The sequence below is a fragment of the Phyllobacterium sp. genome (genome assembly GCF_037994405.1).
Lineage (GTDB): Bacteria > Pseudomonadota > Alphaproteobacteria > Rhizobiales > Rhizobiaceae > Phyllobacterium.
Genome location: NZ_JBBNAN010000145.1, coordinates 1 through 19,346, shown reverse-complemented (window position 1 = coordinate 19,346; position 19,346 = coordinate 1). Strand labels below are relative to the sequence as shown.

General features: G+C 59.5%; 18 protein-coding genes and 4 pseudogenes. 11 read left to right on the top strand and 11 right to left on the bottom strand.

Annotated elements, in window-relative coordinates; all coding sequences use genetic code 11:
* Positions 1-191: 191 nt before the first annotated feature.
* Positions 192-2,297, top strand: a complete 2,106-nt coding sequence (locus AAAC48_RS08955) for an ADP-ribosylglycohydrolase family protein (protein ID WP_340653844.1) — start codon at positions 192-194, stop codon at positions 2,295-2,297.
* Positions 2,298-2,566: 269 nt separating this feature from the next.
* Here the strand turns inward: AAAC48_RS08955 and AAAC48_RS08950 are convergent, their stop codons facing one another.
* Together AAAC48_RS08950 and AAAC48_RS08945 are read right to left on the bottom strand one after the other, a co-directional pair.
* Positions 2,567-3,073, bottom strand: a complete 507-nt coding sequence (locus AAAC48_RS08950; RefSeq protein WP_340653843.1) for a hypothetical protein — start codon at positions 3,071-3,073, stop codon at positions 2,567-2,569.
* 297 nt (positions 3,074-3,370) lie between these two features.
* Positions 3,371-4,594 (bottom strand): NAD(P)/FAD-dependent oxidoreductase, encoded by a 1,224-nt coding sequence (locus tag AAAC48_RS08945; protein ID WP_340653842.1) that lies wholly within the window; start codon positions 4,592-4,594, stop codon positions 3,371-3,373.
* 104 nt (positions 4,595-4,698) lie between these two features.
* Here AAAC48_RS08945 and AAAC48_RS08940 point away from each other — a divergent pair.
* The 3 genes and pseudogenes from AAAC48_RS08940 to AAAC48_RS08930 all read left to right on the top strand — a co-directional run.
* Positions 4,699-5,283 (top strand): annotated as a pseudogene (locus AAAC48_RS08940) (cation:proton antiporter); the annotation flags it as partial.
* Between the two features lie 53 nt (positions 5,284-5,336).
* Positions 5,337-5,882 carry a hypothetical protein gene (locus AAAC48_RS08935; RefSeq protein ID WP_340653841.1) on the top strand — a complete coding sequence of 182 codons (546 nt, stop codon included), beginning with the start codon at positions 5,337-5,339 and terminating at the stop codon, positions 5,880-5,882.
* Positions 5,824-6,615: a prolyl oligopeptidase family serine peptidase gene (locus tag AAAC48_RS08930; protein ID WP_340653840.1), complete on the top strand. Its 792-nt coding sequence runs from the start codon at positions 5,824-5,826 to the stop codon at positions 6,613-6,615. Before AAAC48_RS08935 ends, AAAC48_RS08930 begins: the two co-directional genes overlap by 59 nt.
* Positions 6,616-7,004: 389 nt before the next feature.
* Here the strand turns inward: AAAC48_RS08930 and AAAC48_RS08925 are convergent, their stop codons facing one another.
* The 5 genes and pseudogenes from AAAC48_RS08925 to AAAC48_RS08905 all read right to left on the bottom strand — a co-directional run.
* The gene (locus AAAC48_RS08925; protein ID WP_340653839.1) at positions 7,005-8,270 is read right to left on the bottom strand and encodes an ABC transporter substrate-binding protein; all 1,266 of its coding nucleotides are present in this window, start codon (positions 8,268-8,270) and stop codon (positions 7,005-7,007) included.
* A gap of 2 nt (positions 8,271-8,272) precedes the next feature.
* Positions 8,273-9,319 carry an aldo/keto reductase gene (locus tag AAAC48_RS08920; RefSeq protein ID WP_340653838.1) on the bottom strand — a complete coding sequence of 349 codons (1,047 nt, stop codon included), beginning with the start codon at positions 9,317-9,319 and terminating at the stop codon, positions 8,273-8,275.
* A 9-nt stretch (positions 9,320-9,328) separates the two neighbouring features.
* The gene (locus AAAC48_RS08915; RefSeq protein WP_340653837.1) at positions 9,329-9,685 is read right to left on the bottom strand and encodes a TIGR04076 family protein; all 357 of its coding nucleotides are present in this window, start codon (positions 9,683-9,685) and stop codon (positions 9,329-9,331) included.
* Positions 9,678-10,226 carry a GntR family transcriptional regulator gene (locus AAAC48_RS08910; RefSeq protein ID WP_340653845.1) on the bottom strand — a complete coding sequence of 183 codons (549 nt, stop codon included), beginning with the start codon at positions 10,224-10,226 and terminating at the stop codon, positions 9,678-9,680. Before AAAC48_RS08910 ends, AAAC48_RS08915 begins: the two co-directional genes overlap by 8 nt.
* Positions 10,227-10,307 (bottom strand): annotated as a pseudogene (locus AAAC48_RS08905) (GntR family transcriptional regulator); the annotation flags it as partial. It lies immediately after the preceding gene.
* 257 nt (positions 10,308-10,564) lie between these two features.
* On the opposite strand from AAAC48_RS08905, the gene AAAC48_RS08900 reads away from it, so the two are divergent.
* From AAAC48_RS08900 to AAAC48_RS08880, 5 genes are read left to right on the top strand one after another with little or no spacing between them, the layout of a single operon-like run.
* Complete coding sequence (locus tag AAAC48_RS08900) at positions 10,565-11,374, top strand: ABC transporter ATP-binding protein (protein ID WP_340653836.1); 810 nt, start codon at positions 10,565-10,567, stop codon at positions 11,372-11,374.
* Positions 11,371-12,135 carry an ABC transporter ATP-binding protein gene (locus AAAC48_RS08895; RefSeq protein WP_340653835.1) on the top strand — a complete coding sequence of 255 codons (765 nt, stop codon included), beginning with the start codon at positions 11,371-11,373 and terminating at the stop codon, positions 12,133-12,135. Before AAAC48_RS08900 ends, AAAC48_RS08895 begins: the two co-directional genes overlap by 4 nt.
* Positions 12,132-13,043 (top strand): branched-chain amino acid ABC transporter permease, encoded by a 912-nt coding sequence (locus AAAC48_RS08890; RefSeq protein WP_340653834.1) that lies wholly within the window; start codon positions 12,132-12,134, stop codon positions 13,041-13,043. Before AAAC48_RS08895 ends, AAAC48_RS08890 begins: the two co-directional genes overlap by 4 nt.
* Positions 13,040-14,041, top strand: coding sequence for a branched-chain amino acid ABC transporter permease (locus tag AAAC48_RS08885; protein WP_340653833.1), 1,002 nt, complete (start codon positions 13,040-13,042; stop codon positions 14,039-14,041). Before AAAC48_RS08890 ends, AAAC48_RS08885 begins: the two co-directional genes overlap by 4 nt.
* 2 nt (positions 14,042-14,043) lie before the next feature.
* Complete coding sequence (locus tag AAAC48_RS08880) at positions 14,044-15,507, top strand: aldo/keto reductase (RefSeq protein WP_340653832.1); 1,464 nt, start codon at positions 14,044-14,046, stop codon at positions 15,505-15,507.
* Positions 15,508-15,612: 105 nt separating this feature from the next.
* Here the strand turns inward: AAAC48_RS08880 and AAAC48_RS08875 are convergent, their stop codons facing one another.
* The 4 genes and pseudogenes from AAAC48_RS08875 to AAAC48_RS08860 all read right to left on the bottom strand — a co-directional run.
* Complete coding sequence (locus AAAC48_RS08875) at positions 15,613-15,855, bottom strand: substrate-binding domain-containing protein (RefSeq protein ID WP_340653831.1); 243 nt, start codon at positions 15,853-15,855, stop codon at positions 15,613-15,615.
* Positions 15,843-16,307 carry a substrate-binding domain-containing protein gene (locus AAAC48_RS08870; protein WP_340653830.1) on the bottom strand — a complete coding sequence of 155 codons (465 nt, stop codon included), beginning with the start codon at positions 16,305-16,307 and terminating at the stop codon, positions 15,843-15,845. The genes AAAC48_RS08875 and AAAC48_RS08870 overlap by 13 nt, the downstream gene beginning before the upstream one ends.
* 23 nt (positions 16,308-16,330) lie before the next feature.
* Positions 16,331-16,552, bottom strand: a complete 222-nt coding sequence (locus AAAC48_RS08865) for a LacI family DNA-binding transcriptional regulator (protein WP_340653829.1) — start codon at positions 16,550-16,552, stop codon at positions 16,331-16,333.
* 195 nt (positions 16,553-16,747) lie between these two features.
* A pseudogene (locus AAAC48_RS08860) lies at positions 16,748-16,867 on the bottom strand (IS110 family transposase); the annotation flags it as partial.
* A gap of 544 nt (positions 16,868-17,411) precedes the next feature.
* Here AAAC48_RS08860 and AAAC48_RS08855 point away from each other — a divergent pair.
* Both AAAC48_RS08855 and AAAC48_RS08850 read left to right on the top strand, forming a co-directional pair.
* Entirely contained in the window at positions 17,412-18,833 is a 1,422-nt protein-coding gene (locus AAAC48_RS08855) for an FAD-binding oxidoreductase (RefSeq protein ID WP_340653828.1), read from the top strand.
* Positions 18,834-18,973: 140 nt separating this feature from the next.
* A pseudogene (locus tag AAAC48_RS08850) lies at positions 18,974-19,346 on the top strand (adenylate cyclase); the annotation flags it as partial.

The following is a 19,346-nucleotide window of genomic DNA, read 5'->3' as shown; positions in this document are numbered from 1 at the left end:
GTGGTCTCGTTCTTCCTGCTCAGCGGCCAATACACTTCAGACTGGGGTGAGATCATGGCCGCAGCGCTGATCATCGTGCTGCCGGTAGTCATCCTGTTCGTCGCGTTGCAGCGGCGTTTCATCGAGGACATCGCCGGCGGCTCGGTCATGGGCCGAAGTTTTCCTACATGCGCATAGAATAGGAGTTAGCAATGCAGGTTCCCAATGATTATCTCGAACGCGTCTATGCCGGTGTGCTCGGCAAGCTGATCGGCGTCTATCTCGGCCGGCCGTTCGAAGGCTGGTCCTATCGGCGCATCATGGATGAACTCGGCCCGATCGAATACTACGTGCACGAGCAGCTGAACCAGCCGTTGGTCGTCACCGACGACGACGTCGCCGGCACCTTCACCTTCATCCGTGCGCTCGAGGACTACGGCATCAAACCCGACCTCAGCGCCGAGGAGATCGGCAAGGCGTGGCTCAACTACATCGTTGAGCAGCGCTCGATCCTGTGGTGGGGCGGCAACGGCAATTCCACCGAGCACACCGCCTGGCTGAATTTGAAGCGCGGCATTGCCGCTCCGGCTTCTGGCTCGATCGAGACCAATGGGCGGACCCTCGCCGAGCAGATTGGTGCGCAGATCTTCATCGACGGCTGGGCGATGGTAGCGCCGCGCCAGCCCGAGCTCGCTGCGCGTCTTGCCGGGCAGGCCGGTAAGGTCAGCCACGACGGCGAGGCCGTGCACGCGGCGATGTTGTGGGCTGCCATGGAGGCTGAGGCCTTCGGCTCGTCCGACATCGACCACTTGCTCGACACCGGGCTCGAACAGATCCCGGGAAACAGCCTCATCGCCAGTCTGATCGCCGACATCCGCGGATGGCACAAAGCGCATCCTGACTGGCGCGACACTCGCAAGCGTATCGAGGAGAAGTATGGCTACGACAGATATCCGGGCAATTGCCACGTCGCTCCCAACCACGCTCTCATGGTGATGTCGGTGCTCTACGCGCCGCACGACTTCCAGCGGGCGCAGATGATCGTCAACACGTCGGGCTGGGACACCGACTGCAATGCCGGCAATGTCGGATGCCTGCTCGGCATCATGAATGGGCTCGCCGGGCTCGACGAAGGCCCGGACTGGCGCGGCCCGATCGCCGATCGGCTGCTGATCTCGTCGGCCGACGGCGGCAACTCAATCAACGACGCTGTGCGCACCGCCTACTTCCTCACCAATATCGGTCTTCGGCTTGCGGGCTCGCGCAGGCTCGATGCGCCGAAGGACGGCGCGCAGTTCCACTTCTCGCTGCCCGGCAGCAGCCAGGGTTTTCGCCCGCAGAACGGCATCGGACAGGGCGAGGCCGTCAGCGTAGGCAACGTCGAGTTCGAGGGGAGTCGCGCGCTGGCGATTGCTTTCGAGGGGCTGGGGCCGGGCCACGTCGCGGCGGTGACCAGTCCGACATTTTCGCCGCGTGAGGTGCTTGACATGCGCACCTACGATCTGATGGCGACGCCGCTTGTCTATCCGGGCCAGACGGTGAGGGCGCGCGTCGTTGCACCCGCCGGGAACCGCTGCCCGATAGAGGTCGGGCTGCGTCTGCGAGTCTACGCCGACGGCGACTTGCTTCGCGACGTCGACGGCACCGCGATCACGCTGAGGCCCGGCTCCGAGGCGGTGCTCGCATGGCGCCTGCCGGAGTTCGGCGGCCAGCCCATCGCCGAGGTCGGCGTGGCGCTCGCCGGCACCGAAGATGGCGCCGGCGGCGCGCTGATGGTCGACTGGCTGCGATGGGACGGCGCGCCGTCGCTGACGTTGCGGCGGCCCGCGGGCGATTGCGATTTCTGGCGAATGGCCTGGGTCAACGGGGTCAGCACCTTTTCGAAGCGCTTCCCGCCGAGCTTCCGCATCTCGCAGGACCGCGGCGAAGGCCTGATCTCGCATGGTACGCGCCAATGGACGGACTACGAGGTGAAGTCCGATATCGTCGTCCATCTTGGCAATCACGGCGGCATCGCACTTCGCGTTCAGGGCCAGCGCCGCTACTACGGGGTGAGGGCGACGCGCGGTGGCATGCTGCAGATCGTGCGCGTCCGCGACGACGAGACGAAGGTACTCGCCGAGACGGGCTTGAAACTGGAGTTCGAGAAGAGGCTGTCCTTTTCGGCTCGCGCGCAAGGCAACGCCATCTCCGCCACAGTCGACGGCGTCTCGCTCAGCGCTGAGGACGATGATGCGGAGGCGTTGACCAATGGCGGCATCGGCCTGATCATTCACGAGGGTGCGCTGTCGACGGACGCGGTGACCGTGTCGGTATGAACTTGGTCGACACGCTGACGGGGGTGGACCGAATCGCGTCGCAAGGAATTCGCGCGGATGACGACAAGGGGCGGCACACAAGGACCCGGCCGCACCCGGCATCGGCTGGCAGCTCACCGACACGAAGCGGGGGCTGGGCGACGTGTTCGCCGACATAGTTGCGCTGGCAGAAGACTGCTGCCTCCCTCTGACTTGAAACGGATGGTTTGCTGATACCCATTCGATCGGTAAGGTGGCGCTCGCTCTTTTTAGATATTGACGGCCGCTTTTCAGGCCACAGATGGGTTCAGAGCTTCAGCGATCTGATCCAGAGCAGCTTTTTCCGCATCGCTCACCGCTACACCGCCGAATCCAAGGAACCCGCCCTCATTCGCAGCATTCGCCGTGCGCTCGCCGATCGCCTGAAGCCATGATTTGAACGCTGGAGCCTCGCCGGATGCCTTGGTGTCCAGCAAGATGGCTACCTTCTTCAAGCCATCTACAGCCTTGGCCTGCGCATCAGTTGACGACGTGGCGCCCGCAAGCACGCTTTTGATCTCTTCACGCGCCGCGGTCCGGCCCTCCGATGTCTGAAAGTCGGCTACGACAGCTTGAACAAGATCATTCGTATCCGGTTCATTGCGCGTATCCAGCATGGCGCCGGTACTTGCCATGCTTTCTTTCAGCATGCCCCATAACCCGCTCTGGTCGGCCATGGTCACGGCCATTCCGGCGAGCATGACGCCTCCGAGAATGTGTTTCCATTCGTCGGGTGTGAAAGTCGATTTGTCGGCCATACTTTGTCTCCCATTGCCATGGTTGAGTGAGCCCCATAGCCAGTGGGGCTCAGTTCTCCACTTTGCGCATGAACGAACTGAGCCTCGATCGAGATGCTTTGTGGATTCGCCCACGTATCTCGACATCTACGAAACTCATTTGAGTAAAAATTGTTCCCAGGTGAGGCTTGGTCTCCCTGTGTTAGGGACTAATACCTTCGTCCAAGCCACTGCTGGCCGGGTGAACAACTCCAGTATAGTATAGGGCACCAAGACTACTTGGCGAAATGACTATCGGCTGCCGGGACAAGCCGGATTTCAGACTAGCCGCTCTGCCACCTGCTCGGCGGCCCGTATCCCACTCTCCCAGGCTCCATGCGCGGTGGAAAAGTCCGAATTGTGCGTCGCCTCTCCCGCGAAGAACAGCCGATCGCGAATCGGCCGTGCTACAATCTTGCGGGCGCCCGCGTGTCCCGGCAGCGCATGGCTATACGAGCCGCGTATCCAGTCGGTGCGACACCAGGAAGAGGCCGCTAGCGGCCGCAGATGGCGGCGGATATTACCGCCCAACAGGGCCGCCAACTCATCCATGGCAAAGGCGAACGCATCCAGCAATCCGGCGCGCTCAATCAAGACGGCGCCGGTCCCGCCGAAGAATCCCTCAAGTACCGGTCGGCCGAGCGGCCGAATATAATAGCTGCCGGTATCGCTATTATGGGGATTGCCGAGGAGGTGCGTTTCGGACTCCAGCCCGTGGTTGCCAAGCAGTTCGAAGAATAGCTTGTCAGCGAGGCCAAGCGGCAACTGGCTCGCTGCATGGAGGTGGTCGTCGGCATCCGCGTCGAACGCAATCGCGCCGCCAGCAAGCACATTTGTCGATGCTGTGATTACTGCCGTGCGGGCGGCGATCGGGCCGCGGTCCGTGTCCAACCGGACGCCGCGATTGGTCAGCGCGATGCGGCGCACAGGACAAGACAGCCTCAGCGTCACATCCGGCACGCTCGCCGCGATCAGATTGCCATAGCCTTCGCACACCCGCCAGTTGGCGTCGCTCGCCGCATCGTCGTAAGCAAGGAAATCGGTGATCGACAGCCGATCAAGTGGGGCGCCGTTCATGTATCCGCTCAGCGACTGGCAATAGGCGTTCCATTCGCCGTTCGGCGGCAATGCGTCGGCTGCCCGGTCACTCGCAGGGGGATTGTTTCGCATCCGACTTTCAAGCGCATTCCACGCCGCCGTTGCTGCCGTCTGATCTTCGGATGCGAAGCCGAGATCATGCCATTGCTTTTGCCATGCCGTCGGTCCGCGCGCGATCGTAAACCCACTCGCGCGGCCCACGGCTATGAGGGGATTGCGCTGTGCCGAATGCAGCCAGCCACAACCCATATCCAGCGGGATTCCGCCCAGTTCGATGGTCCAAGCGCGGCCGCCTACGCGGTCGCTGGCTTCAAGCACAATCACCGACCGGCCGGCGGCAGCCAGTGCGCGTGCCGCAGCAATTCCAGCAGCCCCTGCGCCGACAATCGCAACCTCGTAATTCATCGTCGCCCCTGCGCCGTGAGGCGCTTCATCGCCTGTCGCGGGATAATTTTTATAGGGGATTCGCTACCGCTTCAACGCGCGCGATAGGCTGCTACTATGTGATGATGACTTTCTTCGAAACACTGGTTGCGTTGCTTGCGGTCGCCATCTTGCTATTGCGGGTGACGCGACGCATGCACCTGCGTTACGACGGCATCCTTGCCGCCGCAGGCGTGGCCGTGGCGATGCTTCCCGGCGCACCCAACATCCCGATCGATTCGCCGACCGCACTAGCATTTTTCATCGCGCCCGTCCTGGTCGACTCGGCCTACGATTTCCCGTTAGGCGACGCGCGACGCATGCAGCTGCCGCTGTTCTTTTACGCCGTGATGGCTGTGGTCACCACCGGTGTGGTCGTCTCGATCAGCGCGCTGACCGTCGGGCTACCGATCGCGGCGGCGATCACGTTGGGCGCAATCGTTGCGCCGCCCGATGCCGCCGCGGCCACTGCGGTCCTGTCCAATTTGCCGGTCGCCCGTCGTGTGGATGCACTGCTCAAGGGTGAAAGCCTGTTCAACGATGCGACCGCGCTGCTGCTGTTCAGTGCCGCGCTGACCGTTCAGGCGGGGGGCGGGTTCGATACAGGGACGGTGCTGCAACTGGCGTCCGCGGCACCCGGAGGGATTCTGTTCGGTATCGCCTTCGGATTTCTGGATCGCGGTCGCATCTGTAGGATGCTTTCGAACTGAAAGAGAGGACTGATATGATGTTGCGTCGCGATTTCCTCATGATGACTGCGACAACTGGCGCGCTGGTTGCAGTTGGCATTCCGGCTTTCGCGCAGAACGGTGCCGGACTTGCGAAGGCTGCGACGGCGATCACGAATGTCTTCGGAGATGGCATCCGGTTGACGGGCGTGGCCGTGGAATATAACGGGCCATTGAAGGGCTCGGACCTCTCTCCCGCCAGCTTCACTGTCGAGGGTCGGACCGTCACAGGCGTCTTCACAAGCACCATCGTCAATCCGGCCGGCCGGGCAGACCTCGGGCGGTTTGTCATCATCGTCCTTTCGCCGGAGGACGTGAATGCTACTCTCGCCGAGAAACTGCAGCCGCAAGGCGATGGAAACGCGCCGCCCAAAGGCCCAGGTGGGCCGGGAAAGGCCGGCGACATTCCGACGTACGATACGGTCTACCGGCCGGCTGTGACCATGATCGTGCAATCCGGGCCTGTTCCGGCGGCGCATGGCGATGTCATTCCAGCGAGTGCCGCTGGCGACGATGGGTGTAGAGAACCTGATTGTCGATGATTTTCGACAACTGGAATTCAACGATCCAAGCACCGGCGCGGTGCTGCGCTATAACCTGTTCGTCCCGAAGAACTATCACGCGAGCAAATCCTATCCGCTCGTGCTGTTTATGCATGATGCCGGTGCCACAAGCGACGTGACGCGGACCACCCTATTCCAGGGGCTGGGCGCGGTCGCCTGGGCGAGCCCGCAGGATCAGGAGGAACGCCCTTGCTTCGTGCTGGCCCCGCAATATGCCGAAATCATCGCCGATGACGATTCCAAAACCTCGAGCATGCTGGACACCACAATCGACCTAGTGAAAGCGCTGGCGGATGAATACAGCATCGACAAGAACCGGCTTTATGCGACCGGCCAGTCGGGCGGCTGCATGATGTCGATCGCAATGAACATCAAGTATCCAGACTTTTTCGCAGCCTCATTCCTTGTCGCTGGCCAGTGGGACCCTGCGCTGGTGAAGCCGCTCGCGAAGAAAAGGCTCTGGATTTTGGTCTCGCAGGATGACGACAAAGCCTATCCGGGGCAGAACGCGATCACCAAGGTGCTTGAAAAACAGGGCGCAAAAGTTGCCCGCGGGACGGAACCTGGACAACAGACGAATTCCGCGGCGCGTTCGACAAGATCGACACAGAGGGCGCTTTCATCAACTACGTCGCCTTCCGTCAGGGCACCGTCATTCCCAAAGGTCAGTCGGCGGCCGGCGCCAGCGGTCATAGGAACACCTGGCGCATAGCCTATACGATTGAGCCCATTCGCGAATGGATTTTCCGCCAATATGGGTGAAACGATCCCGCCGATCGCTAGTCATGCCGTCAGATATTGGCGGCCATGTAAATCTCGAACGGCAAAATGTGCTGGGACAGCTGTGATGTTCTATGGGTATCCAGCGCCTCCGCCATCGCGCGAACCAAGGTGTCCGCCAGCAGTCGTGGTGGGTGTGACAGGACGACTTTGATCAATCCCTCAGCCAAGCCGGCACGAGTTTCGTTCGGGAGTTCGTGAGCGACGACCATGAGGCACTTGGCGGCCGGTCGACCGTCCTCCCGAAGTGCTCTCATCACCCCCGGTGATGCCGCCACCAGAATGCGGTCAGGCGTCGACCAAGAAATATCTCAAACAGCGCTATTTTCCCGCGTCGCTTTTGATTTTTCCGATTTCGTCCGCGCTCATTTCACCAACGGTCGTAACCTCTCCACCCTTGATTCTCCAGAGCCGGAACGGTCCAGTGATGTCACCATACTGGTCAAAGCTGACGGGGCCTATCACACCTTGATACTTAATCGGCTTTCCGTCCTTGATCAGTTTCAGGGCCTTTTCAAACTGTTCCTTGCCTGCCGAAATTGGCTCACCGCCATCGGCTACGATCTTCGGAATGGCCGCCTTGATTGCCGCTGCATCCGGTTTGCCAGCCGCGGCTATCGCGAGAGCCACGATCGCGCCGGCATCATAGGAGCGGTCGGCAGCGGGTGCACTTGGCGCAATGCCGCCCGAGAAGGTCTCGAAATTCGCGTTGAAATATTCAGTCGAAGCTGTCGGGTTGGTGCCGGAGGAGGTGCCGTAGGCGTTTTGCAGATATTGCGCGCCAACGCTCTCGATGAAATCCTTGGAGTTCATGCCATCATTCAACAGGAAAGTCTGCTTGCCGCCGCCGGATATCCAGGCACGGGCAATGGTGGCCCCGTCAACCGGGTAACTGACCAGATAGAGCGCATCCGGTTCTCCGGCCATGGCGGCGCTGGCTTCAGACGAATAGCTCGCCTGCTTCTCATTGTACGGAGTCGTTGAGGTAATCGTTCCTCCGAGCGCCTTGTAGGCAGCGGAGAATTCGCGAACCATGTTGACGCCAAAATCATTGTTGACGTGAATGATCGCCATCTTCTTCAGGCCCTGATCCAATGCGTATTTGGCAGCCGCCGTTCCCTGGAGGGCATCGGATGTGATCGTGCGGAAGAACACGCCATTTGTCTTGCCCTGCTTGCCGAGCTCCGTCAGCGTCGGCGACGAGGAGGCAGGCGAGACTTGAACGATACCGGCAGGCGCGGTGACCGATGTCAGGATCGGGATCGAAACGGAGGAGATAATGCCACCGATGATCACCTGCACTTTCTTGATATTGACCAGTTGTGTCGCCTGATCGACGGCCACGGTTCCCTGGCTCTGGCTGTCGCGCGTGTCGGCAATGATCTTGCATCCGTTTGCGCCGCCGGCGTCATTGAAATCCTTGAAGGCCATCTCGACGGCCTTCGCTCCGGCTTGGCCATATTCGCCCGCAGGTCCCGTAAGTTCCATGACCAGACCAACCGTAATGTCACAGTCGGCTGCATAGGAAGGCGCAGCCGATATGGTAATGCCGGCCAGCAATGTTGTCAGAAGCAGCGTTTTCCGCATTTTTATTCCCCTTTGTTGAGATTGTATTTCATGATCATTCCATGGCGGCCTTCGCGATCACGCTCCAACGTGTACACATCGCCGTCAATATCATGCGCCTGCGCAAGAACCGCGTCGATGTCGGCTTGATCTTGCTCTGTCAGTTTCAGATCCGAAATGGCCAGGTTGGCTTTCAGATGGTCCCGGTTGCGCGCTCCGACGATGACTGCTGCCACGCCGGGTTTTGTCAGCATGGCCGCGCTGGCGACCGTTGCGATGTCCGTCTGGTGACGATCTGCGACTTTGCGCAAGGTGGCGAGCAGGTGCTGGAACAAGTCCCAGCCACCGAAATCATCGATGATCAACTTATACTTGGTTAGCGAGCGGTTTTCGAGCGGGTGGCCCGGTTCGGGCTCGCCGAGCCAACGATCGCCGAGAAAACCTCCCGCAACAGTGCCGTAGCAGAGAAACGAGAAACCGTGATCGGCTGCAAGGGTGACCATCTGCTTTTCCGGTCGCCGATCGAGCAGTGAATATTGCAGCTGTATCGACGTAAGGTGCACGCCGGACTGGATGATGGCCGAAACGTGGTCCGTATCGAAATTGGTGCCGCCGACACGTGAAATCTTGCCCGCGTTTTGCAGTTCCAGCAGCCATTGAGCTGTTTCGAGCCATTTTGGTGCGGCATAGTCCCACCAATGAAACTGCACAAGGTCGAGACAATCGAGCTTCAGCCGCTTCAGCGATATGTCGATCGCGCCTTCGACATATGCCTTGTTGATACGCGGCAGCACCTCCAGATCTGGGACGAATTTCGTATGGATGCGGATCCGGTCCAGCGCATCCTGTCCGTGAAGATCGCAATAACGCAAACGGAACCGGCCGATAAGCTCCTCGACGCCAGTATAGATATCGGCGCAGTCGAAGGTGGTGATACCCGCATCCGCAAAGGCAACCATGTCGGCGACTGCCTCATCCGCACTGATCGCGCCGTGGCCCCCGGCTAGTTGCCAGCCGCCGCGGATCACCCGCGATATTTCGTAGTTTTCGGCAAGTTCTATGCGCTGCATGGATATTGCCTACTCGTTTTCTAAGGGAACAGCTGTTGTTTCAGCGTGGCTGAATCGGCGCAGGCCGAGCCGGGTGATCCGGAGCCTGCTGGAACAGTTGGGATCCGGGCAGGCTATCTCAGCATCAGTTGTCATCCAGTCATTGCGGTGGGTCCGCCGCTGTTTAGCGGCGAGCAGCGGCAGGACAGATGAAAGCGAATAAATGGAAAAGCCCTGACCGGGCGGAAGGTGAAGCATCTCACCGCGCAACTCGAAATGGTCCCCGGGCTTTGCCCCGCAATAAATGGCACCGCCATCCGGTACAACCACTTCCACTTTAAGATCGTAAAGCTCGAACACATCGTCGAGGGATTTTTTGTTAGCCATATCGGGCATCCTCTCCTGTCTGCGCCACGTTGGCATCGAGTGTGCCGCGAATAAGGTCAAATGAGCGACTGATATCGTTGGAAAGTGCCAGGACAGCAGCCTCTTGCTCTCTTCGTTCCAGCGCGTCGATCAGAGCCCAATGATGGTTGGTAGCCGCATGCCCGCCCCGCTTGTCGTGAATGTGGGCGGCCGTGCGGATATAGGGCCCCGATTGCAACCAGAGGCTTTCGACGATGGGAATGAGAACCTGCGAGCGAGCAGCGTGATAGATGTGAAAATGAAACTGCTGATTGAGCTCGGACGTTTGATAGCCGACATCGGGACCGTGGTCTTCGAACGCCCTGTCGCAGTCACTGTTGATCTGACGAAGGATACGAAAATCCTTCGCCGTCAGGTGAGGCATGGCCAGGGCTACCATCTGGCCCTCGATCATTGTTCTGGCATGTGCCAGGTCGTCAAGACGTTCCCGCGTGATCAAGGGAACGCGGACCGTGCGGTTTGGCAGCGCCTCAAGAGCCTGTTCCGAGATGAGACGGCGCAATGCCTCCCGAACCGGCATCGTGCTTGTCTGGAGCTTTTCTGCAAGGTCGACAATTCGGAGGAAATCACCGGCGTCAAACATGCCGTTTATCAGAGATCGGCGCAATTGGGCGTAAACCCGATCGTGGAGTGTTTCACGTCGGACAGGGGACAACCCTTCATCCAAGTTCACGCGGCGATCCACTTCAGTGCCCTCTTGCGATCACGGTAGGCAAACATTTCACTCGCTTTCGTTTCGTCGAGGCAAACTCTGCCCGTGCACAATTTCTACTTGCTTTTTCGCGCCACGTAAAGTTTGATCAAACATCACGTATCAAATATTTGTTCAAGAAGATTTTCATGCAGAGTTTCGCCGATGAAAAACATGAAACGGCTTCGATAGACGGCAAGCCCGTCATTGACGCGCGCCGACTGGTCAAGCGCTTTGGTGGAATGACGGCGGTGGCAGGTATCTCGCTTGTGCTGCAGCAGGGTGAAATGATCGGCTTGATCGGCCCAAATGGCGCTGGAAAGACCACACTTTTCAATCTGATTGCGGGAAGCCTTAGACCGTCATCAGGGGAGATATGGATATCCGGTCGGGAGGTTTCGCAAGACCGACCAGAGTTGAGGATTGCTCGAGGCGTGGGACGTACATTCCAGATTCCCCGACCATTCGCCGAAATGACGGTGCTTGAAAATGTTTTGACTGGTGCTCAAGAACAGGATGGCGAGCGCCTTTTCGCGAATTTTTTCAATCCTGGGCGTATTGCGCGGCAGGAAAGGGCGGCGATCGACAAGGCACGGTCACTACTTTCCTTTGTTACGCTGTCGGGACTTGAGAACGAGCCTGCGCGGGTACTTTCAGGCGGGCAGCGGAAACTTCTGGAACTTGCCCGGATTCTGATGGCTGACCCGACGGCGATCCTGCTGGATGAACCCGCCGCGGGCGTAAACCCTGCACTTCTGGAAACGATCATGGAGCGTGTGCTGGAACTCAACGCGCAAGGGAAATCGATTCTGCTGATCGAGCATAACATGGATATGGTATCCCGGCTCTGCAGCCGGGTTATGGCAATGGCCTCAGGCAGGCATCTTGCCGAGGGAACGCCTGACGAGGTCGCGGCCAATCCTGCGGTGATCGAAGCTTACCTCGGAGGTGCTGCATGACTTTGGCGGGAGGCACGAACCTCGTCCCGGCGCTACAAACGCGATCCCTCATTGCCGGATATGAGCCAGACATGCCGATCGTCCGCGGTGTCGACCTGTCGGTTTTGAAGGGCGAACTTGTCGTCTTGCTGGGCCCGAACGGGGCCGGGAAGTCCACTTTCGTTAAGGCAATCGCGGGTCTCGTTCCGATCCACTCCGGGACCGTGCATCTGGATGGCCAGGACATCACTGCCGTACCAGCTCATGGCAAGATCGGGCGCGGTCTCGCCTTCGTTCCCCAGACCGAAAATATCTTTGCGACGATGTCAATACATGAGAATCTTCTTCTGGCTGCAGCGATGGCACCGAAGAGCGAGCGTGAACGACGTATCGCAACGTTGTTTGAGCGGTTTCCCGATCTGGCAACTCGGCCATCCCGTCTCGCCGGGCAGCTTTCAGGTGGCCAGCGGCAAATGCTCGCGGTGGCACGGGCGCTGATTGTGCATCCGTCTATCCTTATCTTGGATGAACCATCTGCAGGCCTGTCGCCGAAGATCGTCGCAGAAGTCTTCAGCATGCTTCAAGACATCAACAAGAGTGGCGTAACGATCATCCTCGTCGAGCAAAACGTCCGCGCGGCGCTCGCTATTGCGGACCGCGCGATCATCCTCGTCGAGGGCAAGCTCCGGCATGAAGGGTCCGCCGCGACACTCGCTGACGATCCGATCGTGGCAAAACTCTATCTTGGAGCGTCCGCGACCAGAAAGGCAGGTGTATCGTGACCTTCCAGTTCCTGGTTGATGGACTCATCGCCGGATCGATGATTGGCCTTGGAGCAATCGGCATCACGCTGACCTATTCCATTTTGCGCTTTGCCAATTTTGCCCATGGCGAGTTCCTGTCCTGGGGGGCGTACATTGCTCTGGCACTGAGTGGAGCGCTCAGCTTTCTGTTTAGCGCATTGAAGACGCCGGTGGGTCCCTTTTCCTTTGGTTGGTCACTGCCGCTTGCCGGAATTCTGGCTATTTTACTGACGGGTATGCTTGCACTTCTGCTCGATGCAATTCTGTTCGGCAGATTGAGGGCACAACGGGGTGCCGTCATTATTATGGTGATGGCGAGCTTCGGTGCGTCTCTGGCATTGCGAAGCATGCTCGAATTCATCTTTACGTCAAAGCCGGCCTACTACACCAAAGCGCTGCAGATAGCGGTAAATATTGGCGGCGGCCTGCGGGTGACTCCGGACCAGATGCTGGCACTGGCTTTGACGGCAGTCGTTGTCCTTGCCATCCATCTCTTGTTGACGCGGACCGGTATCGGACGCTCCATGCGGGCGGTTAGCGAAAATCCCGCTCTTGCTGGAGTTGTCGGTATCGATGTCCGCATGGTCATTCGGGCTGTCTGGATCGTCGGTGCCGGTCTGGCATGCATCGCCGGTGTGATGGCGGGCCTTCTGGTTCAGATCAGGCCCTATCTTGGTCACGACCTTTTGTTGCCACTGTTTGCCGCTGCCATCCTTGGCGGTATCGGCAGTGTGCCGGGCGCAATGCTGGCCGGTCTCATCGTTGGCCTGTCCGAAGCGGCCGCTGTGCAGCTTATCGGCGCAGAGTGGCGTGCGGCAATTTCCTTCGTGATCCTTGTCGCTGTGCTGTTGATACGTCCGCGCGGCCTGTTCGGGAGGCAAGCATGATCCTTGATCTCGTTGCCTACGGTGCCTTCTTTCTCACCATGGCCCTAACCTATGCCATTATGTGTCTTGGGCTGAATGTGCAGTGGGGGCAAACCGGACTTTTCAATGTCGGCATTGCCGGTTTTGTCGCAATTGGCGCTTATGCTTCCGCTTTGCTAACCACGCCCGAAACCGCCGGACGCATTGGCGGATTTGGTTTGCCCATTGCTGCCGGATGGTGTGGAGGAGCATTGGTGGCCGGTATTGTAGCCTACCTGATCGGTGCTCTGACGATCCGGCTGCGCGCAGACTACCTCGCAATCGCGACGTTCGGCGTCGCCGTCGCAGTCCAGCTCTGCGTCCTCAATCTCGAAACGCTGACGGGTGGTGCTTTCGGTATCGGGTTCATTCCGAGACCCTTTGCCGAACTGGCTAGCAATCCGCTTGCATTTGGACTTTCCAATGCGGGACTTCTCATCGCTGTGATAGCCGTTCTCTACCTGGCGCTTGAACACCTTGTCCGCAGCCCTTGGGGGCGAGTGCTTCGAGCCATTCGTGAGGATGAGGCAGCGGCACAGGCGCTGGGCAAGAATCCGACGCGATTCCGTTTGCAGGCCTTTACCATCGGTGGCGCAATCATGGGGCTTGCAGGTGCGGCGCAGGCGCATTTCATTGGCTTCATTGCTCCCGACAACTATATGCCAATCCTGACGTTTCAGGTCTGGGCCATGTTGATTGTGGGCGGATCTGGCAACAATCGCGGTGCCATACTAGGTGCCGTGCTTGTCTGGGGCATCTGGGCTTCTTCGGCAGCCGCTGTTTCGACCTTCTTTCCACCAGAGCAACAGGCGCGGGCAGCCTCGCTGCAGATCGTCATGATCGGCGTCGGCCTTTGCCTTATTCTGCTGCTTCGCCCCAGAGGCATTCTCGGTGAAGTGCGCAACGTGTCGCGGCACATCAGGAAAATAGTAAAAAGCGACGACGCAGAGTTGGCGTCCCGCTCCCTATCGAAGGATTGAGCATGACCACCATTCCACATCGTATCGCCCTGACGGGAACGCTTGAAATCAGTCGTCTGGTCTGCGGACTCTGGCAGATTGCGGATATCGAGAAAAATGGCACGCTGATGGATCCTGGCAAGGGGGCAGATGCACTGCGCGCCTATGCGGAGGCGGGTTTCGATACCTTTGACATGGCCGATCATTATGGCAGTGCCGAATTGATTACCGGCCGCCTGCTGTCACGGTATGACGGGGGCGAACAAAGGCCTGTGGCCTTCACCAAATGGTGCCCCAAACCCGGTCCGATGACGCGCCAGGTGGTGCGAAAAGGCGTCGAGGAGCGACTGTCACGGCTCGATGTCGAGAAGATCGATCTGTTGCAATTCCATTGGTGGACCTTCGAACATCCTGCATGGCTCGATGCCTTGCACGAAATGGAGCGGATGCGCGAGGAAGGCAAGATCGAGGCTCTGGGTCTTACCAATTTTGATGCAGCACATCTGGCAGTGGCCTTGGCTGACGGAATCAAGATTGCCACTAATCAGGTTTCCTTTTCGCTTATCGATCGCCGGGCAGCGGGTGCCCTCTCTGAACTTTGCACCAAAACCGGCGTTAAGCTTCTGGCCTACGGAACTTTGTGCGGCGGCTTTCTTTCGGAAAAATGGCTGGATCAGCCCGAACCGGCTTTAATTGCTGACTGGAGCCGTTCCAAATACAAGCGGTTTATCGACGCTGCCGGCGGATGGGGGGCTTATCAGGGCATTCTGACCGCCGTTGCGTCCATCGCAGACAAACATCAGGTCTCGGTGTCCAACATCGCGAGCCGCTGGGTTCTTGAGCACGAGGCTGTTGCTGCGGTCATTATTGGCGCTCGCCTCAGTGAAACCGAACATCGGGACGACAATCTGAATGTTTTCCGGTTCTCGCTTGATGATGAGGACAAAGCTGCGCTCGACGCTGCCTTTACCGCGACACTGCCAATACCCGGCGATTGCGGCGATGAGTATAGAAAGCCGCCGTTTCTGACTGCCTCAGGTGATCTCAGTCATCACCTCGATGCAGTCCCGTCGGTATTCAAGGCGGAACCTGTTCCTGGCAAGCCCGGCCGAATGCGCGTGTCAACCGGCACTATCTGGGAGCCGCTCGCAGGCTACAGCCGCGCCCTGCGCGTGGGCGACAGGATCCTTGTTTCCGGGACAACGGCAACACATGCCTCTGACCGTTGTGTCGCGCCGGGGAACGCCGGTGCGCAGGCAACTTATATCCTCGACAAGATTGCTGCGTCGATTGCAGCATTGGGCGGTTCGATTGATGACGTCGTTCGAACACGTGTTTACCTGCGGGATGTCGACAAATGGGAGCCAGTGTCCCGTGCGCATGGGCGGGTGTTTTCCGGGATACTTCCGGTAAATACCTTGCTTCAAGCGGGCAATCTGGTCGGGGACTACGAAGTGGAAATCGAGGTTGAGGCTGTCTGCGCGTAGGGCGTTATCTGTTTTGGAGCGCACTTTCTGCGAAATGTTCTCTTGCCCGTAAATTGTAAAGTCAATTGTCGAGCTGTAAGGGGCCTTCAGAAGCGAATGCTCCGCTTAACCGAAATGGTGTAGCAGCACATCAACAGCAAAGCGCGCCTGCTGTTGCGGGTTCTGGTCTATGGTAAGGGTCATCGTACCTTGGCTCAGCATCTTGGCCGTTTGTGGCGTCAATTCGTGTCCGATGAAAATTGGCCTGTGTTTGAGTGAACTTTTCCGAAGCGCCAGCTCGACCGCATCGTTGGCAGCGCCGGCATTGTAGATACCAACGACGTCTGGATGGCGCTTCAGAGCGTCCACCAGAAACCGTTCCGAAATTTCAGAATCGTCATACCCCTCCCGCAGTTCAGCCACAGCCAACCTGAATCATCGGCTTTCATTGCGTCGGTAATACCGCTGACCCGTTTAGCATGACCCTGAACGCCAAGATGATAGCAGAGAACGAGAACAGGCCCCGACCGCCTGGCCATCCTTGCCATGAAGTAGCCGGCTGTGCGACCCGCTGAATAGTGGTCAATGCCCGCGTAGGCGAGACGGGAAGAAGTTGGCAGATCCGAGATGATGGTAACAACTGGAATACCGGCCGCGGCGGCGCTTTCAATGGCTTCGCTGATCATGGCATCTTCCTGTGCATAGATGATGACCGCGTTGCATTTTGTTGCACGGATACGGCTAGCCAGCTGTGCGGGCTTATCATCCTTGAGAATACTGCGCTGGGTAATGGAACGGTCGAGGCTCGGAGCGAGCTGCATAAAATCCTCATTCATGCGTTTGATCAGCGGTAATTCCGGTCTTGGCAAGATGACCTCGAAGCGCAGGCCTTTGTGATAGGATGCGGGAGTATTCGCTGCAGGCCGAGTTGGCGGACAGCCCGAATGATCCTCAGCGCCGTCTCGGGTTTGACGTTGCCACGTTCGTTGAGGAGCCGGTCGACCGTTGCAATTCCGACGCCGGCCAGTTTTGCAACGTCGTTCAGCACAATTTTCTTGCGTGTCATTCCCCACCCTCATTTGCGCAGGTTCTTTATTCGCGCTTCTGTTTAGTCCAAATATCTCGCTGTTTTGCAAGGTAATTGGAGCGTGCCGTTTTGCTAGTGCAAAGTCCATGTGCAGCACCGGTACGCCACCGCCTCGGATCGTTGGGAGCCTGGCACAGGCCATCAGGCCCGATGGCTTGATCCTCTTTTCCTTTGCTATGCAGCGGCACGCAATGCAACGTCTTGCGGGATTTCGCCCATGGTGGCCATGCGCCAAAGCGCGATGAGCAGACGGCGCGCCACAGCCACGATCATGGTCTTGCGCGTGCCGCCGCGGCCATTTAGCGATTTTTGAGCAGAGACGGTGGTCGGCACGCGCTGGTCGCGGTCGACTGGACCTGACGACTTGGCCTGGGTCCGATCACGTCACACGAATTTGCGTGACAGGGCTGTTACGGCGGCGTACCATTTATGCGGCCCCAGCGTCACAATCAACGGCCCGAGGGGTTGCGCTGCGATACCAATAGAGCAGAATGTTGCTTTCGGCAGCGCGACAGCGGAGACGCCTTCGTGCTGAGCTTTTAGTGCCCATCACTGAAGAGGGGCGCGTGGCTTGGCAACACCGGGGAAAGACCGGGGCCTGATGTCTTTGGCTCGACGCGACGCCATGGTTGGCACCAACGTCCTCACCCTCACCACGGCGGCGCCGATGCCGCCACGAGCTATCGCATCAAGGACGGCTCGCAGCTGCCGTGGGTGGAATTCCCCGGGCGGGGGCAGCCGCCCCTGCGGCTCTCTTGGCCGAGTGGGCGCTGAACGAGAGGATCGGACGGCACTCCCAAAACCGTCTGCAGCAGAACAATCGGCAATGGAAGCCACCATGGACAGCCTCAATCTCAAGACTTTGGAGTCCGGTATGAAGATCGTCGATGCCGCCGCGGTCGACGCGTTAGCGAGCGGGTTGCGCGGCAAGGTGCTCGACCGGGGCACATCCGGTTACGACGAAGCAAGAACCATCTGGAACGCGATGGTCGATCGGCATCCGGGCCTCATCGTGCGGTGCGCCGGAGCGGCGGACGTGATCAGCGCCGTTCGATTTGCTCGTACCCATGGATTGCTGGTCGCGATGCGCGGCGGCGGACACAATATTGCCGGTAACGCGGTCTGCGACGACGGCCTGCTGATCGATCTCTCGCAGATGAAGTCGGTGCGGGTCGATCCGGCATCGCAGCGTGCCTGGGTCGAACCCGGCGTAACATTGGCCGAGCTGGACAAAGAGACGCAAGCATTTGGGCTCGCTGTTCCGACCGGCATCAACTCGACCACCGGCGTGGCCGGAATGACGCTTGGTGGCGGTTTCGGCTGGACCACCCGCAAATTCGGCCTGACCGTCGACAATCTTCTCGCAGGCGATGTGGTGACGGCTGATGGCAATCTGGTGCGGGCGAGTGCCGCGGAGAACCAGGACCTATTTTGGGCACTGCGCGGTGGTGGGGGCAATTTCGGTGTCGTGACGGCGTTTGAGTTCCAGCTTCACGCGCTCGGGCCGCAGGTGCTGGCCGGACTGGTCATTCATCCCTTCGATAATGCCGCCAAGCTCCTCAATGAATATCGCCGTATCGTTGAAACGGCGCCGGATGAACTGACATGTTGGGTGGTGATGCGCCGGGCGCCACCGCTACCTTTCCTACCGAGCCCATGGCACGGCCGTGAAATTCTCGTCCTGGCGATGTGCTACAGCGGTGACATCAAGGCGGGCGAACATGCCACGGCCGAGTTGCGCTCGCTCGGCAGTCCGATCGTCGATGTCGTAGCGCCTCGCGCATTCACGAGTTGGCAGGCCACGTTTGATCCACTGCTCACGCCCGGCGCGCGCAATTACTGGAAGACCCACGACTTCACCGAGCTGTCCGACGGCGCCATCAGCGTCCTGATCGAGGCTATCCGGGAACTCCCCGGGCCCGAATGCGAGATCTTCATCGGCCATGTCGGCGGCGTCGCAGGCCGCGTCGCGCTCGAGGCGACCGCCTTTCCGCAGCGCAACGCGCATTTCGTCATGAATGTGCATGCCCGGTGGCGCGAGCCATCGATGGATCAGGCCTGCATAGACTGGGCCAGGAAACTCTTCAATGCTGCCGCGCCGCACGCCGCGGGCACTGCCTACGTCAACTTCATGCCCGCCGATGAGACCGACCGGGTGGCGACGGCCTATGGCGCAAACTATCGCCGATTGGCGGAGGTTAAGCGCCGCTATGATCCGACCAACCTGTTCCGCATGAACCAGAATGTCCGACCAGCGTAAGGTTGCCGTTGATGACAGGCAGTGACCTGCCCGCCGGAGTGCCGGTTTCAGAGCTGTGATCCTGGCCGCTTGCCATTCGGGCCAGGCGAAGCGCTCTTGCCCGTTGGGACCTCGCTCCCGGCGATTGGTGGAGGATGAATGTGGATATCGGGACTTGGCTGCGCCGCTTGCAGCTCTCGCATTACGAGCAAGCGTTCCGCGACAACGATATAGGCGCCGACATTCTGCCCGAGCTGACGGCGGAAGACCTGATCGGCCTCGGCGTCACCTCGATCGGCCACCGCCGCAAGCTGCTGGCGGCAATCGCGGCCTTGCGCGGCGAAGGCTTGCCAGCTGAGCCGCAGCCGGCGGCCCTGCTGTCTGCGGAACCGGCACGAGCCGGGGCCGAGCGGCGGCAGCTTACGGTCGTGTTCGTCGACCTGGTCGGCTCGACGGCACTCTCGGCCCGGCTCGATCCAGAGGATATGAGCAAGCTTCTCCGCGCCTACCAGAACGCGGTGACAGGTGGATTCG